This is a genomic window from Streptomyces sp. NPDC058086 (assembly GCF_042885015.1).
In the GTDB taxonomy this organism is placed as follows: Bacteria; Actinomycetota; Actinomycetes; order Streptomycetales; family Streptomycetaceae; genus Streptomyces.
Genome location: NZ_JBHVST010000037.1, coordinates 79,080 through 95,018, shown reverse-complemented (window position 1 = coordinate 95,018; position 15,939 = coordinate 79,080). Strand labels below are relative to the sequence as shown.

The following is a 15,939-nucleotide window of genomic DNA, read 5'->3' as shown; positions in this document are numbered from 1 at the left end:
CGCCCGGTTACATTCCGAACCCGGAAGCTAAGCCTCACAGCGCCGATGGTACTGCAGGGGGGACCCTGTGGGAGAGTAGGACGCCGCCGAACTAAATTTAGGGAGAACCCCCGTACCGGGAAAACGGTACGGGGGTTTTCTGCGTTCAGGGCCAAGTCCGTTTTCGAGGTGGCTCCACCACCCCTCCGCACCTCGACGCGAGCGCTGCGGGTAAGGTCAGGGGGCATCGTTGGCTCGTTTCCCACAGGAGGCCCCCGGGTGGAGGTCCAGGAGACCCGCGTCCAGACGGACCGGGTCCTCACCATCCCGAACATCCTCAGCATGGCGCGCCTCGTCGGCGTACCCGTCTTCCTGTGGCTGATCCTCCGGCCGGAGTTCGGCGGTCCCAAGAGTGACGGCTGGGCGCTGCTCGTGCTCATGCTGAGCGGCGTCAGCGACTATCTCGACGGGAAGCTCGCGCGGCGCTGGAACCAAATCAGCAGCCTCGGCCGACTGCTCGATCCCGCGGCGGACAGGCTCTACATTCTGTCCACTCTTGTGGGGCTCACCTGGCGCGAGATTCTGCCGCTGTGGTTGACGGCTGTGCTTCTGGCGCGCGAGTTGGTTCTGCTGGTGGTCGTGGCAGTCCTCCGGCGTCACGGCTATCCGCCGCTGCAGGTGAACTTCCTCGGGAAGGCGGCCACCTTCAACCTGATGTATGCCTTCCCTCTGTTGCTGCTCAGCGACGGAAGCGGATGGCTCGCTTCACTCGCCGCGATTTTCGGATGGGCGTTCGCCGGGTGGGGTACAACCCTCTATTGGTGGGCAGGAGTCCTCTACGTGGTGCAGGTCCGCCGGCTTCTCAGGGCGGACGCCATGGCCGATTGAGCTCGGCCCGATGGGGCAGCTGAAGTGCCCGGATGGCCCGCACTCGAAAACTGCGGGACAATCAGGACGGGTGAAGTCGGCTAGACCGTCGTCTCTTCAAGGAGGACGCTTCCGACATGAAGGCCGTCGTGATGGCCGGAGGCGAAGGCACACGCCTTCGTCCCATGACCTCAAGCATGCCCAAGCCGCTCCTGCCGGTGGTGAACCGCCCGATCATGGAGCACGTGCTGCGGCTGCTCAAAAGGCATGGGCTCAACGAGACCGTCGTTACTGTCCAGTTCTTGGCCTCGCTGGTCAAGAACTATTTCGGTGACGGCGAGGAGCTCGGTATGGAGCTCAGCTATGCCAATGAGGAGAAGCCACTCGGTACTGCCGGGAGCGTCAAGAACGCCGAGGAGGCGTTGAAGGACGATACTTTCCTGGTGATCTCCGGTGACGCTCTGACCGACTTCGATCTCACCGACCTCATCAATTTCCACAAGGAAAAGGGTGCGATGGTCACCGTCTGCCTGACGCGTGTACCGAACCCCCTTGAATTCGGCATCACCATCGTGGACGAAGAGGGCAAGGTCGAGCGCTTCCTGGAGAAACCGACCTGGGGCCAGGTCTTCTCAGACACCGTCAACACGGGTATCTACGTGATGGAGCCCGAAGTCTTCGACTACGTCGACGCCGATGTCTCCGTCGACTGGTCCGGCGATGTCTTCCCTCAGCTGATGAAGGAGGGCAAGCCGGTCTTCGGCTATATCGCCGAGGGCTACTGGGAGGACGTCGGCACCCACGAGAGCTATGTGAAGGCGCAGGCCGACGTCCTGGAGGGCAAGGTCGACGTCGAGATCGACGGTTTCGAGATCTCCCCGGGCGTATGGGTCGCCGAAGGCGCCGAGGTGCACGCCGACGCCGTACTGCGAGGCCCTCTCTACATCGGCGACTACGCCAAGGTCGAGGCGGACGCCGAAATCCGTGAGCACACCGTCGTCGGCTCCAACGTCGTCGTCAAGAGCGGGGCCTTTCTGCACAGGGCCGTGGTCCACGACAACGTGTACATCGGCCAGCACAGCAATTTGCGGGGCTGCGTGATCGGGAAGAACACCGACATCATGCGGGCCGCGAGGATCGAGGACGGCGCTGTCATCGGCGACGAATGCCTCGTCGGTGAAGAATCGATCATCCAGGGAAACGTACGCGTCTATCCGTTCAAGACCATCGAGGCCGGCGCCTTCGTCAACACCTCGGTGATCTGGGAGTCGCGCGGTCAGGCGCATCTCTTCGGCGCCCGCGGTGTCACCGGAATCCTGAACGTGGAGATCACTCCGGAACTCGCCGTGCGCCTCGCGGGGGCGTACGCGACGACGCTCAAGAAGGGCTCCACCGTCACCACGGCCCGCGACCACTCCCGAGGCGCCCGAGCGCTGAAGCGGGCGGTCATCTCAGCCTTGCAGGCCAGCGCCATCGACGTCCGCGACCTGGAGAACGTACCGCTGCCAGTGGCTCGTCAGCAGACCGCCAGGGGCAGTGCGGGCGGGATCATGATCCGTACGACTCCCGGGGTGCCGGACTCCGTCGACATCATGTTCTTCGATGAGCAGGGTGCCGACCTGTCGCAAGGGGGTCAGCGGAAGCTGGACCGGGTGTTCGCGCGGCAGGAGTACCGGCGTGCGTTCCCGGGTGAGATCGGGGATCTGCACTTCCCGGCCAGCGTCTTCGACTCGTACACCGGATCACTGCTCAGGAATGTCGACACCACCGGCATCACCGAATCCGGTCTGAAGGTGGTCGTGGATGCCTCGAACGGCAGTGCGGGGCTGGTGTTGCCCAGCCTGTTGGGCAAGCTCGGTGTGGACTCCCTGACCATCAATCCCGGTCTCGACGAATCCAGGCCCACGGAGACGGCGGACACGCGGCGGGCCGGTCTGGTGCGGCTGGGCGAGATCGTCGCATCCGCGCGGGCCGCGTTCGGGGTGCGTTTCGACCCGGTGGGCGAGCGGCTCTCGCTCGTCGACGAGAAGGGACGGATCGTCGAGGACGACCGGGCCCTGCTCGTCATGCTCGACCTGGTGGCCGCGGAGCGGCGCAGTGGGCGGGTGGCGCTGCCGGTGACCACCACGCGGATCGCCGAGCAGGTGGCGGCGTACCACGGGACGCAGGTGGAGTGGACGACGACGTCTCCGGACGATCTGACGAGGGTCGGACGCGAGGAGTCGACGATCTTCGGCGGTGACGGGCGCGGCGGATTCATCATTCCGGAGTTCAGCAGCGTCTTCGACGGCGCGGCGGCTTTCGTACGACTGATCGGGCTGGTGGCGCGGACGCAGCTCACGCTGAGCCAGATCGACGCGCGGATTCCGCGGGCGCATGTCCTCAAGCGCGACCTGGCCACTCCTTGGGCTGTCAAGGGCCTGGTGATGCGCCGGGTCGTGGAGGCGGCCGGGGACCGGTTCGTGGACACGACCGACGGCGTACGGGTGGTGGAGACGGACGGGCGCTGGGTGATGGTGCTTCCCGACCCCGCCGAGGCGGTGACGCATCTGTGGGCGGAGGGGCCCGACGACGCGTCCGCGGAGGCCCTGCTCGACGAGTGGGCTGCCGTCGTGGACAGCGCAGGTCGCTGAAACGGACAGCACGCGCGTGTGCCGGACAAGTGCCCTCAAAGGGGCCTGTCCGGCACGCCGGTGGGGCCATTCGGAGGTAGCACCCGCGACGTGCGACGATGTGCGGCATGCCGCAGCAGCCCCCCATTCGGAGCACACCTCCGCGCCCCCCGCGCCCGGACGCCTCCATGTCGCTGCTCACCAACGTCATGGATCACAGCCTCGACGACGGATACGCCGAGGCGGCCGCCCGTAGGCAGACCGAGGGTGCCGGCGGCATGCCGAAAACGGTGCGGGCGAAGCTGGGCCTCGCGGCCGGTCTCGTCCTCGCGGCCCTGGTGGTGACCGTGGGCGCGGCGAACGCGCGGATTGCCGCCCCGGTCGTTGCCAAGGAGCGCCAGGAGCTCATCGACCGCGTCGAGCGGGAGACCGCGTCCGCGGACAAGCTCGAGAGCGGTGTCGACACCCTGCGTGACGATGTGAGCGCCAAGCAGAACGAGGCGTTGAAGAAGCAGGGGGGCAGCGGCCAGGCCGATCTGGTGGGCGTCCTGTCGGGTGCCGTCGCCGTCCACGGGCCCGGTGTGAAGCTCGTCGTGAACGACGCCAAGGAAGCCACCGAGGGCGGCGACGGCAATCCTCGTGAGACCAGCGGGTTCTCCGACACCGGGCGCGTCCGCGACCGTGACATGCAGCGGGTCGTCAACGGGCTCTGGGAGTCCGGCGCGGAGGCCGTCTCGATCAACGGGCAGCGGCTGACGGCACTGTCGGCGATCAGGGCAGCGGGTGACGCGATACTGGTCGACAACAAGCCGCTGGTGCCGCCCTACACGGTGCTGGCGGTGGGGGACGGCGAGCGGCTCAGCACCAGGTTCCAGAACAGTGCCGACGGCCTGTATCTGCACGCCCTGCAGGAGAACTACGGCATCCGGACCGCCATTTCCGTCGAAAAGGACGTCCAGTTGTCCGCCGCACCGAGTGTGATCGTACGTACAGCACAGCCGAGCACAGAGAAGGGCACATCGTGATCGCCGTACTGGGCCTCGTCGTGGGAGTCGTGGCTGGATTGTTGGTCCGGCCCGAGGTTCCGGCGGTCGTCGAGCCTTACCTTCCGATCGCCGTCGTGGCGGCGCTGGACGCCGTCTTCGGAGGGCTGCGGGCGATGCTCGACGGCATCTTCGACGACAAGGTCTTCGTGGTCTCCTTCCTGTCGAACGTGGTCGTGGCCGCACTGATCGTCTTCCTGGGCGACAAGTTGGGCGTGGGCGCCCAACTCTCCACCGGCGTCGTGGTCGTCCTCGGCATCCGTATCTTCTCCAACGCCGCGGCGATCCGCCGGCACGTGTTCCGGGCGTGAGGCCGATGAGCAACGAAGGCGAGACACCCGAGAACCGGCTGCGCAGGGAACTTCCCGAAGAGGTCCCGGCCGCGGCGCCCGAGAGTTCGGGGCCCGAGCAGCATGACGAGAAGGACGAGCCGTCGCTGAGCGGCCGGCAGCGGCTCGTGAAGGGGTTGTGGCCGCCGCGGGTGACGCGCGCGCAACTCATCGTCGCCCTGCTTCTGTTCGGCCTGGGCTTCGGCCTGGCCGTCCAGGTGGCCTCCAACAGCGACAGCGGCAGCGCCCTGCGCGGCGCGCGTCAAGAGGATCTCGTACGCATCCTCGATGAACTCGACAACCGTACGCAGCGTCTAGAAGACGAGAAGCAGGGTCTCGAAGATCAGCGCACCGAGCTGGAGAACAGCTCGAACCAGGCTGCGGAGGCCCGCAAGCAGACCGCTGAGAAGGAGAAGCAACTCGGCATTCTGGCGGGCACGGTGGCGGCGCAGGGACCCGGCATCACGCTGACGATCAACGACACGAAGGGGACGGTCAAGGCGGACATGCTGCTTGACGCGATCCAGGAGCTGCGCGCCGCCGGTGCGGAGGCGATCCAGGTGAACGGTGTACGGGTCGTCGCCAGCACCTATCTGGCCGACTCCGGCAAGGGCGTGAGTGTCGACGGGAACAAGATCACTCAGCCCTATCGTTTCAAGGTCATCGGTAAGCCGCAAGACCTCGAGCCGGCGCTCAACATCCCCGGAGGCGTGGTACAGACTCTCGAGAAGGAGCAGGCCACCGTCACGGTGGAGCGTGCGACGAAGATCATTGTGGATGCCTTGCGGGCTGCGAAGCAGCCTGACTACGCTCGGTCGTCCTCCCAGTGAACCGGGAGTGCATGGGCGTCGTCCGGCGAGGGCATGAGGTTGCGGGGGGTCGGCGCACCGAATGGGTGGTGCGTGGTGGAAACTGTCTGGTGGATACGGACGTTGTGAGGATGTCCGGGTCGACCGGTGTGTTCGATCAGTGTTCGTCCTGCCCCACGGGCGGGTCTGTTTCGGTCAAGGGGAATCGCCCGTGAAGTTGTTTGCGAAGTTGTTCGGCAAGAGCGCACGAGGAGAGGGCAGCGACAACGCGACTGCCCGACACCGTGCACCGCGCCATGGAGACGCGGAGGGCCAGAGCGGCGACCGCCCGCTGTTCCGGGACCAGGTCGGTGACATTCCCGGTGGTCAGGGCGCGCCGTCTGTTGACCCTGCCCAGTCCGGACGCATAGGTTTCGGGGAACCGTCAGCCTCAAGTGCGGGTGGAGGGTTCGCCTCCGACCCGTACGCGTCCCATGCCCCTGGGGGGCAGCCGCGGCAGGAGGATCCGTCCATGTCGGCCCTGGTGTGTACGAGGTGCGGTAACCGCAACGCGGAGAACAGCCGCTTCTGCTCCAACTGCGGTGCGCCGCTGCGGCCCGGTGCGGTCCCGGAGCGTGCGTCCGAGACCACATCCACGATTTCCATTTCGGGCATCGAGGCCTACGATGCCGAGGTCACCGGCCAGACGCAGATGCCGACGCTCTCTCCGGAGGCGCAGGCGGCCGTCGACGCGCTGCCGCTCGGCTCGGCGCTCCTGGTGGTGCGCCGCGGTCCGAACTCGGGCAGCCGCTTCCTGCTGGACGGTGACCTGACCACGGCCGGGCGTCATCCGCAGAGCGACATCTTCCTGGACGACGTGACCGTGTCGCGTCGCCACGTGGAGTTCCGTCGCGCCGCGGACGGCTCGTTCACGGTCGCGGACGTGGGCAGCCTGAACGGTACGTACGTCAACCGGGAGCGAATCGACTCGGTCCCGCTGTCGAACGGCGATGAGGTGCAGATCGGCAAGTACCGGCTGGTCTTCTACGCGAGCCAGCGAGGCATCTGACCCTCCCCCGGACTCCGTCCGGGGGGACCCTCAGGAAGGTCCATGCTTCGATCACCGAGCGGCGGTGCCGGGAGCGGTACCGCCGCAGCGGACAGTGGGCTGATCAGCATCGGCTCGGTGCTGAACACGCTGCGCGACGAGTTCCCCGAAGTCACGATCTCCAAGATCCGGTTCCTGGAGTCGGAGGGGCTCATCGAGCCGCAGCGGACCCCCTCGGGGTATCGCAAGTTCAGCCAGGCCGACGTCGAGCGCCTCGGGCACGTACTGCGGATGCAGCGGGACCACTATCTGCCGTTGAAGGTGATCCGCGAGCATCTGGACGCTCTGGAGCGTGGGGAGCCGGTGCGGCTGCCGTCCGTGGGGCGGCAGCGCGACTCCGGCGACGGGGAGCCGTTCGGTGGGCTCGGTGACCTCTTCGGGGAGCCCGAGGCGCCCACAGCGGCCCGGGTGGGCCGTGCGGAGCTGCTGGCCGCCGCCGAGATCGGTGAGCAGGAGCTTCAGGAGTGGGAGTCGTACGGACTCCTCGCCCCGCTTCCGGACGGGGCATATGACGCTGAGGCGGTGACGGTCGCCGCGCTCGTCGCCGAGCTCGGGCGGTTCGGGATCGAGCCGCGCCATTTGCGTGCGATGAAGGCCGCGGCGGACCGTGACGCGGGGCTCGTGGACCAGGTGGTGTCCCCTTTGCGGCGCCACCGCAATCCGCAGACCAGGGCGCACGCCGAGGCCCGTACGAAGGAGCTGGCGGGGCTCACGGTGAAGCTGCACGCGGCACTGGTGCAGACCGCGCTGGGCGTCCGGCTGCCCTGACCCGAAGTGCCCGGTGGGCGTCCGGATCGGCCACCCGTTCTGTGCCCGACTACCCAAACGTCCCGGGCACGGCCTAGGGTTGCTGTGTGAACGAGCTCGATGTCGTAGGTGTCCGGGTCGAAATGCCCTCCAACCAACCGATCGTGCTCCTGCGTGAAGTGGGAGGCGACCGTTACCTCCCCATCTGGATCGGACCGGGGGAGGCGACGGCGATCGCCTTCGCCCAGCAGGGCATGGCCCCCGCGCGACCGCTGACCCACGACCTGTTCAAGGACGTGCTGGAAGCCGTCGGCCAGGAGCTCACCGAGGTGCGCATCACTGATCTGCGCGAGGGGGTCTTCTACGCGGAGCTGGTGTTCGCCAGCGGGGTCGAGGTCAGTGCCCGCCCGTCCGACGCCATAGCGCTGGCGCTGCGCACCGGAACGCCGATCTACGGCAGTGACGGGGTGCTCGACGACGCCGGCATCGCGATCCCGGACGAGCAGGAGGACGAGGTGGAGAAGTTCCGAGAGTTCCTCGACCAGATCTCGCCCGAGGACTTCGGGACCAACAGCCAGTGAGGGGACCGGTCAACCGGTGACCGGACCGATCGCCCGCGGGTGGGCGATCGGACGCCGGGCTCGTGGGTCAGGGCGTGGCGTCCGCCCCCTGACAAACCGATGGACCGCAGGACTCCGGGGCGGCAAGTGCCCGTGGCCCGTATGGCGCGCTGCGGCCCGCTCCGAGAGCATTCGGCTAGCCTTTCCCCGCGGTGGGACACGGGAAACCACTCCTAGGGTGATTATCACCCGGCGTGCCGAGTGTGGCGATCGTTGACGCACCCCCGGTGACTGCCTACCGTCGAGAGGGCAGGTCAAGGACGGAGGTCGGCGTGAGAAGCAGCGGCGACGGTACGGCTGGGGGTGCCCCCGGACGAAGTCTGGGGGAGAGCAGCCCGTACCCGCTTCACGGCAGCGCGGCCGATCACATTCCGCAGCGGCCGACAGCGGTGTCTGGCGAGCACGGTGAGGGAGTGGCGGCTGCCGAGGAGATCGGCTACCGCGGTCCTACGGCGTGTGCCGCCGCGGGCATCACCTACCGGCAGCTGGACTACTGGGCCAGGACCGGTCTGGTCGAACCGAGCGTACGGCCGGCCTACGGGTCGGGAACCCAGCGGCTCTACAGCTTCCGGGATGTCGTCGTCCTGAAGATCGTGAAGCGGTTCCTCGACACGGGAGTGTCGTTGCAGAACATCCGCACCACGGTCCAGCACCTCAGGGAACGCGGCTTCCGGGACCTGGAGCGGATGACGCTGATGAGCGACGGCGCGACCGTCTACGAATGTTCCTCGCCCGACGAGGTCCACGCCCTGTTGCAGGGCGGCCAGGGCGTCTTCGGGATCGCCGTGGGCGTGGTGTGGCGGGACGTCGAGAGCGCGCTCTCGCAGCTGCACGGGGAGCGCGTGGACACGGGCGAGACGCTCGTCAGGCACAACCCGACGGACGAGCTGGCGCGTCGGCGCAATCGGGCCGTCTGAGGTCCTCAGAGGCATTGTCAGTGGCGTAGGGCAGCATCGGAGATGTGAGAACCGCGCCTACGATCCTGCATCTCGACATGGATGCCTTCTTCGCCTCGGCGGAGCAGGCAGCCAAGCCGAGCCTGCGCGGGAAGGCCGTGGTCGTGGGCGGGCTCGGACCCCGCGGAGTCGTCGCGACCGCCTCGTACGAGGCACGGGTCTTCGGGGTGCACTCGGCAATGCCCATGGCCCAGGCACGGCGGCTGGCGCCGAACGCCGCGTATCTCGTGCCCCGCTTCACCCTCTACCGGGAGGTCAGCGAGCAGGTGATGGGGCTGCTGGGGGCCCTGTCGCCGTTGGTGGAGCCGCTGAGCCTGGACGAGGCGTTCGTCGATCTGGAGGCGGGGCAAGCGGCCTGGGACGAGGCTTCCGCGCGGCTGGCCGGGGTGAAGCTGCGCGCGGACATCCGGGCCGTCACGGGGCTGACGGGTTCGGTGGGGCTCGCCGCGTCCAAGATGCTCGCCAAGATCGCTTCGGAGCAGGCGAAGCCCGACGGTCTCGTGGTCATCGAACCGGGGACGGAGCGCGCGCTGCTGGGGCCGATGTCGGTGCGGACGCTGCCTGGTGTCGGGCCGGCGACCGGGGACCATCTGCGCCGGGCAGGGATCACCACGGTCGACGAGATCGCCGAGGCGGGCGAGGACGAGCTCGTACGGCTGGTGGGGAAGGCGCACGGGCACGCGCTGTACGCGATGGCGCTGGCGCACGACGAGCGGCCCGTGGTGGCCGAGCGGGGGACGAAGTCCGTGTCGGTGGAGGACACGTACGACGTGGACATCCACGACCGGATGCGGGTCGGCCTGGAGGTGCAGCGGCTCGCCGACCGGTGTGTGCGGCGGCTGCGGGACGCCGGGCTGTCGGGGCGGACCATCGTGCTGAAGGTGCGGAGGTACGACTTCTCGACGCTGACCCGGTCCGAGACGCTGCGGGGGCCGACGGACGACCCCGGCGTCGTACGGGAGGCCGCCGCGCGGCTTCTGGAGGCGGTGGACACGACCGGGGGCGTGCGGCTGCTGGGGGTCGGCGTCTCGGGGCTCGCCGACTACACGCAAGAGGACCTGTTCGCCCAGGCCCAGGCCCAGGCGCAAGCGGAGGCGGAGGCCGCCGCGGGGGAGTCGGCGGTACTGGAGCAGCCGGGCGAAGAGAGGGCGGAGGAAGCGGCTGCCGAGCAGACGCCGCCCGCCGAGCGGCGGTGGCCTGCGGGGCATGACGTGCGGCATGCGGAGTTCGGGCACGGGTGGGTGCAGGGGAGTGGGCTCGGGAGGGTGACCGTGCGGTTCGAGACGCCTTACTCCGAGCCGGGGCGTGTGCGGACGTTTCGTACGGATGATGTTGCGTTGGAGTTGGCTGATCCGTTGCCGTTGGTGAGGGGGCCCGTGTGCGATCGCCGTGGGGGGTGAAGTCGGCTTGGCGCTGCGGGCGGTATGTGGCTGGTCGCGCAGTTCCCCGCGCCCCCGACAGGGCGCGTCAGCTGGGCCCCATCCTGAGAAGTCAACCCTCGTCCGTGCCCGCCAGATGGCCGAAGTCGCGGTCCGGGGGTGGCGGTGGGGGGGTCACGTCCAGGCCGTAGTGGTGGTAGAGCTGGAGTTCCTGTTCGGGGGAGAGGTGGCGGCCCACGCCGAAGTCGGGGGCGTCCTTGATCAGGGCGCGGTCGAAGGGGACACGCAGTGTGCCCTCCACGACTTCGCTGGGCTCCAGGGGGACGAAGGCGTCCCTGCTGAACAGGCCCGTCCGTATGGCGGCCCACTCCGGGACGCCGGTCGCGTCGTCGAGATAGACCTCGTCGACCGTGCCGATCTTGGCGCCGTTGCGGTCGAGCGCCTTGCGGCCGATCAGGTTGCGCGGATCGATGTCGGTCTGCACGGTCCCTCCACTCGCTAGCAACTCATCCGTAAGCACTACAAAAGAGCACATTCGGGAAGGTGGCCACTCGAAAGCTCGTGCGTTGTCCTCGCTGGTAGGCTGGCAAGCGGCTGCTGACCCCGTGCGGGAGAGTCCTCCAGGCATCATCGGAGGCGCCGAAGGAGCAAATCCTCCCCGGAATCTCTCAGGCACACGTACCGCACGGACGAGGTCACTCTGGAAAGCAGGGCGGGTGTCGAAGGCCTCCGCTCTCACCGACGGTGAAAGCCGGGTCGCAGTGAGCAGGCGGTCCGGTGAAGCTCTCAGGTTGAGATGACAGAGGGGGAGGCCGTCGGGGTACCCGCGCCGTGGTGCCCCTCGAAGGTCGTGTCAGACCAGGAGGCCTCCGCAATGACCGCCCATCGCATTCCGCTCTCCGAGCTCGAACAGGGAATCCCCTTCGAGCAGCGCCACATCGGGCCCGACCCCGAGGCACGGGCCAAGATGCTCGCGCAGGTCGGGTACGGCTCGCTCGACGAGCTGACGGCCGCCGCTGTGCCGGACGTCATCAAGAACGCCGAGGCGCTGGAGCTGCCGGGCGCGCGCACCGAGGCCGAGGTACTGGCCGAGCTGCGCTCTCTCGCGGACCGCAACCAGGTGCTCGACTCGATGATCGGTCTCGGCTACTACGGCACGTTCACGCCGCCGGTGATCCTGCGCAACGTCATGGAGAACCCGGCCTGGTACACCGCGTACACGCCGTACCAGCCGGAGATCTCCCAGGGGCGGCTCGAAGCGCTGCTGAACTTCCAGACCGTCGTCGCCGAGCTGACCGGGCTGCCCACCTCCGGGGCCTCGCTGCTCGACGAGGGCACCGCCGCCGCCGAGGCGATGGCGCTGTCCCGGCGCATGGGCAAGAACAAGAAGGGCCTCTTCCTGGTCGACGCGGACACCCTGCCGCAGACCGTCGCCGTCATCGAGACCCGCGCCGAGCCGACCGGCGTCGAGATCGTCGTCGCCGACCTGGGCGAGGGCATCCCGGCCGAGATCGCCGGGCGTGAGATCAACGGCGTGCTGATCCAGTACCCGGGTGCCTCCGGTGCCGTACGCGACCTGAAGCCCGTCATCGAGCAGGCGCACGAGCTCGGCGCGGTGGTCACGGTCGCCGCCGACCTGCTCGCCCTCACGCTGCTCACCTCACCCGGTGAGCTCGGCGCCGACATCGCGATCGGTACGACCCAGCGCTTCGGCGTGCCGATGGGCTTCGGCGGTCCGCACGCCGGATACATGGCGGTGCGCGAGACCTTCGCGCGCAGCCTGCCCGGCCGGCTGGTGGGCGTCTCCGTGGACGCCGACGGACACAAGGCGTACCGGCTCGCCCTGCAGACGCGGGAGCAGCACATCCGCCGCGAGAAGGCGACCAGCAACATCTGTACGGCGCAGGTGCTGCTCGCGGTGATGGCCGGCATGTACGCCGTCTACCACGGTCCCGAGGGCCTGCGGACCATCGCGCGGCGTACGCACCGGTACGCCACGATCCTCGCCGCGGGCCTGACGGCCGGCGGGGTCGAGGTCGTGCACGGTGCCTACTTCGACACGCTGACCGCGCGGGTGCCGGGCCGGGCCGCCGAGGTCGTGGCGGGCGCGCGCAGCGGAGGCGTCAACCTCCATCTCGTCGACGCCGACCACGTGTCGATCGCCTGCGACGAGACCACCGCCCGCAAGCAGGTGGGCGCCGTCTGGACCGCGTTCGGCGTCGACGGTGACATCGAGGCCCTGGACGCCATCGCCGAGGACACGCTGCCCGCGGCGCTGCTGCGCACCGACGACTACCTCACGCACCCGGTCTTCCACCAGTACCGCTCCGAGACCGCGATGCTGCGCTACCTGCGCAGGCTGTCCGACCGTGACTACGCGCTCGACCGCGGCATGATCCCGCTGGGCTCCTGCACCATGAAGCTCAACGCGACCACCGAGATGGAGCCGGTCACCTGGCCCGAGTTCGGCCAGCTGCACCCCTTCGTGCCCGCCGAGCAGGCGCAGGGCTATCTCACGCTCATCCAGGAGCTGGAGGAGCGGCTCGCCGAGGTCACCGGGTACGACAAGGTGTCGCTCCAGCCGAACGCGGGCTCCCAGGGCGAGCTGGCCGGGCTGCTGGCCGTACGCGGCTACCACCGGGCCAACGGCGATGACCAGCGCACGGTCTGCCTGATCCCGTCCTCCGCGCACGGCACGAACGCCGCGAGCGCCGTGATGGCCGGCATGAAGGTCGTCGTCGTGAAGACCGCCGAGGACGGCGAGATCGACGTCGAGGACCTGCGCGCGAAGATCGAGCAGTTCCGCGACGAGCTGTCCGTGCTGATGATCACGTACCCCTCGACGCACGGTGTGTTCGAGGAGCACGTCGCCGACATCTGCGCGCAGGTGCACGAGGCGGGCGGGCAGGTGTACGTCGACGGTGCCAACCTCAACGCGCTGGTGGGCCTCGCCAAGCCGGGCCACTTCGGTGGTGACGTCTCCCACCTGAACCTGCACAAGACGTTCTGCATCCCGCACGGCGGCGGCGGTCCGGGCGTGGGCCCGGTCGGCGTACGCGCGCACCTGGCGCCGTACCTGCCGAACCACCCGCTGCAGCCCGCGGCCGGTCCCGAGACCGGCGTGGGACCGATCTCGGCCGCTCCCTGGGGCTCGGCGGGCATTCTGCCGATCTCCTGGGCGTACGTCCGTCTCATGGGCGGTGAGGGCCTCAAGCGGGCCACGCAGGTGGCGGTGCTGTCCGCGAACTACATCGCCAAGCGCCTGGAGCCGCACTTCCCCGTGCTCTACACCGGCCCCGGCGGGCTGGTCGCGCACGAGTGCATCATCGATCTGCGTCCGCTGACCAAGGCGACCGGCGTCAGCGTCGACGACATCGCCAAGCGGCTCATCGACTACGGGTTCCATGCGCCGACGATGTCCTTCCCGGTGGCCGGCACGCTGATGATCGAGCCCACCGAGTCCGAGGACCTGATCGAGATCGACCGGTTCTGCGAGGCGATGATCGCCATTCGCGCGGAGATCGACAAGGTCGGCTCGGGCGTCTGGGCGGCCGAGGACAACCCGCTGCGGAACGCGCCGCACACCGCCGCCGCGCTCGGCGGCGAGTGGGAGCACGCGTACACCCGCGAGGAGGCCGTCTTCCCGGCCGGTGTCTCGGCCGCGGACAAGTACTGGCCGCCGGTGCGCCGCATCGACCAGGCGTACGGCGACCGGAACCTGGTCTGTTCCTGCCCGCCGCTGGACGCTTACGAAGAGTAGTCACCCTCGGATACGCGTCGGGGCCGGTTCGGAGATCACGTCTCCGGGCCGGCCCCTCTCCATGTCTGGGTGACGGTCACCGCCACCCGGTTGTGCGGCTCAGGCGGCCGTCATCACGTGCTCGCTGCCCTGGGGGCGGTGCGGGGCGATGATCTGGCCGTCGGGCAGGAGCTCACCGGTGTCCTCGAAGAGCAGAACGCCGTTGCACAGCAGGCTCCATCCCTGCTCCGGGTGGTGCGCCACGAGGCGGGCGGACTCCCGGTCGGCTGATTCGGCTGTCGGACACGGTGGCTGGTGCTGGCACATGGATGGGATCTTTCGCTGGGATGAGAGATGAGTGGTGGCTGTGGTGTCTTTCCCGCGGCTTGAAGTGCTCATGGCCGCCCCCCGGTGGTGTGTGTTTGGAACCCAGTGTTGCCCTACGGGCGTCAATCCGCAGGGATTTCGCAGCAGCGCTCCTCACAGGTTGGAGACGCGTCACCCGTGCGGACGGTTCAGTCCAACTGCACGGTCCCTTCGGGGGGTTCGCGGTGGCCGGATGGGGCTAGTCCGGTCGGGGCGGAGGGGCGTTCTCCCTCGTACGAGCGCTGTGGGGCCCGAACGAGCGGACGGGCTCGGGCGGCAACGTGCCCCGCGACCGGGACAACGGTGGCGGGGCACGGGGCGATGCGCTCGGTGTGCTTCTGCGGGTGGGTGATTACGCGGGCGAGCTGAGCAGTGGGGCGGGGCTGAGCCGGTGTGTGAGGACCGGGAGGAGTTCGGCGACGCGGTGCGGGCGATGCGCGGCGATACCGGGCGGCGCGGGCGCCAGCGGCACCAGGAGATCGGTGGCGGCCGGGTGCCCGGTGGCGCCGTCCGCGGCGCAGTCGCCGTGCAGCCAGAGGGTGAGCATGTAGAGCTCGGGAACGGACAACAGCCGTGGTTGGTACGGCTGGCCCATGTTCTCGGCATGACGCAGGGCGCGCTCGGTGGAGGCGATGTAGGGGCCTTCGAAGAAGTGCGAGAAGGCCCAGCCGTCGGGAGTGAGCATGGTGTCGGCCGCGGCCACCGACCGCTCGCCGCAGCGGATCAGGAAGCGCCATCCGGCGAGCCGGGTGGCGGAGGCGCCGGCCGGTGTGATGCGGTCCAGAACGTGTACGGGCAACGGGAGTTCGGGGGTGACGGGTCCCTGGGCCATACGTAGGGACGGGGTGCGGGCCTCGCGGACTGCGGTGGGGGAACCGAGTGCCGTGAGGACGGTGCGCAGGGCGGGCGAGGGAGCCGGGGGGACATGCAGCGGCATGGTGGGTCGCCTCTCATTCGACAGGCACAGTGGCGCGAGGGCGGGGGCGGACGGCGCTGTCAGCTCTCGGGGTCGGAGGGGCGAGGGGTCTGGATCTGCCGACAGGATGTCGCCTGCCGCACGTCACCTCGACGACAGGACCTAGGACCGCGAGCGCCAACTCTCCGCCTCGTTTGCGGAGTTTATACGACACGTGTTCAGGTGGTGTTTCATCTAGCTGTCCTGAATATGAAGAGCAAGGCGATATTCGGTCGATGAAACGAGAAGTTCATCCCGATTCCGTGTCGGGGCCCGCCGGTGACCTCGGATTGCTTTGTCGGAGCGGTCGGCCGATTCTCGTCGGCGTTTTTCACGAGATCGTGTCAGGCTGAAACTGTGCCCTGGTTCATGCCCCGTGAATGTGCCTCCGGACAACGGGTACCAGGGTAGCGGTCGACGAGGCCGTACAGGGCGTTATCGATCGTGTTGC

14 protein-coding genes, 1 rRNA gene and 1 riboswitch are annotated in these 15,939 nt (G+C 68.5%); of the genes, 12 read left to right on the top strand and 3 right to left on the bottom strand.

What is annotated here, in order from left to right; genetic code table 11:
* The 11 genes from rrf to ACFVWD_RS27295 form a co-directional block, all read left to right on the top strand.
* Positions 1 to 92: ribosomal RNA gene (gene rrf / locus ACFVWD_RS27345) — 5S ribosomal RNA — on the top strand; the annotation flags it as partial.
* A gap of 166 nt (positions 93 to 258) precedes the next feature.
* On the top strand, positions 259 to 867 hold the full coding sequence (locus tag ACFVWD_RS27340; RefSeq protein WP_054229135.1) for a CDP-alcohol phosphatidyltransferase family protein: 609 nt from the start codon (positions 259 to 261) through the stop codon (positions 865 to 867).
* 116 nt (positions 868 to 983) lie between these two features.
* Entirely contained in the window at positions 984 to 3,479 is a 2,496-nt protein-coding gene (locus ACFVWD_RS27335) for a sugar phosphate nucleotidyltransferase (RefSeq protein WP_389599795.1), read from the top strand.
* Positions 3,480 to 3,577: 98 nt separating this feature from the next.
* Entirely contained in the window at positions 3,578 to 4,483 is a 906-nt protein-coding gene (locus tag ACFVWD_RS27330) for a DUF881 domain-containing protein (protein ID WP_389599794.1), read from the top strand.
* The gene (locus ACFVWD_RS27325; RefSeq protein WP_003988855.1) at positions 4,480 to 4,812 is read left to right on the top strand and encodes a small basic family protein; all 333 of its coding nucleotides are present in this window, start codon (positions 4,480 to 4,482) and stop codon (positions 4,810 to 4,812) included. The genes ACFVWD_RS27330 and ACFVWD_RS27325 overlap by 4 nt, the downstream gene beginning before the upstream one ends.
* Before the next feature lie 5 nt (positions 4,813 to 4,817).
* Positions 4,818 to 5,660, top strand: coding sequence for a DUF881 domain-containing protein (locus ACFVWD_RS27320; protein WP_389599792.1), 843 nt, complete (start codon positions 4,818 to 4,820; stop codon positions 5,658 to 5,660).
* Positions 5,661 to 5,721: 61 nt separating this feature from the next.
* Positions 5,722 to 6,687, top strand: a complete 966-nt coding sequence (locus ACFVWD_RS27315) for an FHA domain-containing protein (RefSeq protein WP_389599790.1) — start codon at positions 5,722 to 5,724, stop codon at positions 6,685 to 6,687.
* 42 nt (positions 6,688 to 6,729) lie between these two features.
* Entirely contained in the window at positions 6,730 to 7,494 is a 765-nt protein-coding gene (locus ACFVWD_RS27310; protein ID WP_389599788.1) for a MerR family transcriptional regulator, read from the top strand.
* 86 nt (positions 7,495 to 7,580) lie between these two features.
* Positions 7,581 to 8,054, top strand: coding sequence for a bifunctional nuclease family protein (locus tag ACFVWD_RS27305; protein ID WP_006123076.1), 474 nt, complete (start codon positions 7,581 to 7,583; stop codon positions 8,052 to 8,054).
* 311 nt (positions 8,055 to 8,365) lie between these two features.
* Complete coding sequence (locus tag ACFVWD_RS27300) at positions 8,366 to 9,010, top strand: MerR family transcriptional regulator (protein ID WP_389599786.1); 645 nt, start codon at positions 8,366 to 8,368, stop codon at positions 9,008 to 9,010.
* Positions 9,011 to 9,054: 44 nt separating this feature from the next.
* Positions 9,055 to 10,449, top strand: coding sequence for a DNA polymerase IV (locus ACFVWD_RS27295; protein ID WP_389599784.1), 1,395 nt, complete (start codon positions 9,055 to 9,057; stop codon positions 10,447 to 10,449).
* Between the two features lie 91 nt (positions 10,450 to 10,540).
* Here ACFVWD_RS27295 and ACFVWD_RS27290 read toward each other — a convergent pair whose 3' ends face one another.
* Positions 10,541 to 10,912, bottom strand: a complete 372-nt coding sequence (locus ACFVWD_RS27290; protein ID WP_389599782.1) for a PRC-barrel domain-containing protein — start codon at positions 10,910 to 10,912, stop codon at positions 10,541 to 10,543.
* 114 nt (positions 10,913 to 11,026) lie between these two features.
* A riboswitch (glycine riboswitch) is annotated at positions 11,027 to 11,122 on the top strand.
* A 180-nt stretch (positions 11,123 to 11,302) separates the two neighbouring features.
* On the opposite strand from ACFVWD_RS27290, the gene gcvP reads away from it, so the two are divergent.
* Positions 11,303 to 14,188 carry an aminomethyl-transferring glycine dehydrogenase gene (gcvP, locus tag ACFVWD_RS27285; RefSeq protein WP_389599781.1) on the top strand — a complete coding sequence of 962 codons (2,886 nt, stop codon included), beginning with the start codon at positions 11,303 to 11,305 and terminating at the stop codon, positions 14,186 to 14,188.
* Between the two features lie 99 nt (positions 14,189 to 14,287).
* Here the strand turns inward: gcvP and ACFVWD_RS27280 are convergent, their stop codons facing one another.
* The gene (locus ACFVWD_RS27280) at positions 14,288 to 14,494 is read right to left on the bottom strand and encodes a DUF5999 family protein (RefSeq protein WP_054229126.1); all 207 of its coding nucleotides are present in this window, start codon (positions 14,492 to 14,494) and stop codon (positions 14,288 to 14,290) included.
* Between the two features lie 391 nt (positions 14,495 to 14,885).
* Positions 14,886 to 15,470: a hypothetical protein gene (locus ACFVWD_RS27275; RefSeq protein ID WP_389599779.1), complete on the bottom strand. Its 585-nt coding sequence runs from the start codon at positions 15,468 to 15,470 to the stop codon at positions 14,886 to 14,888.
* Between the last annotated feature and the right edge of the window lie 469 nt (positions 15,471 to 15,939).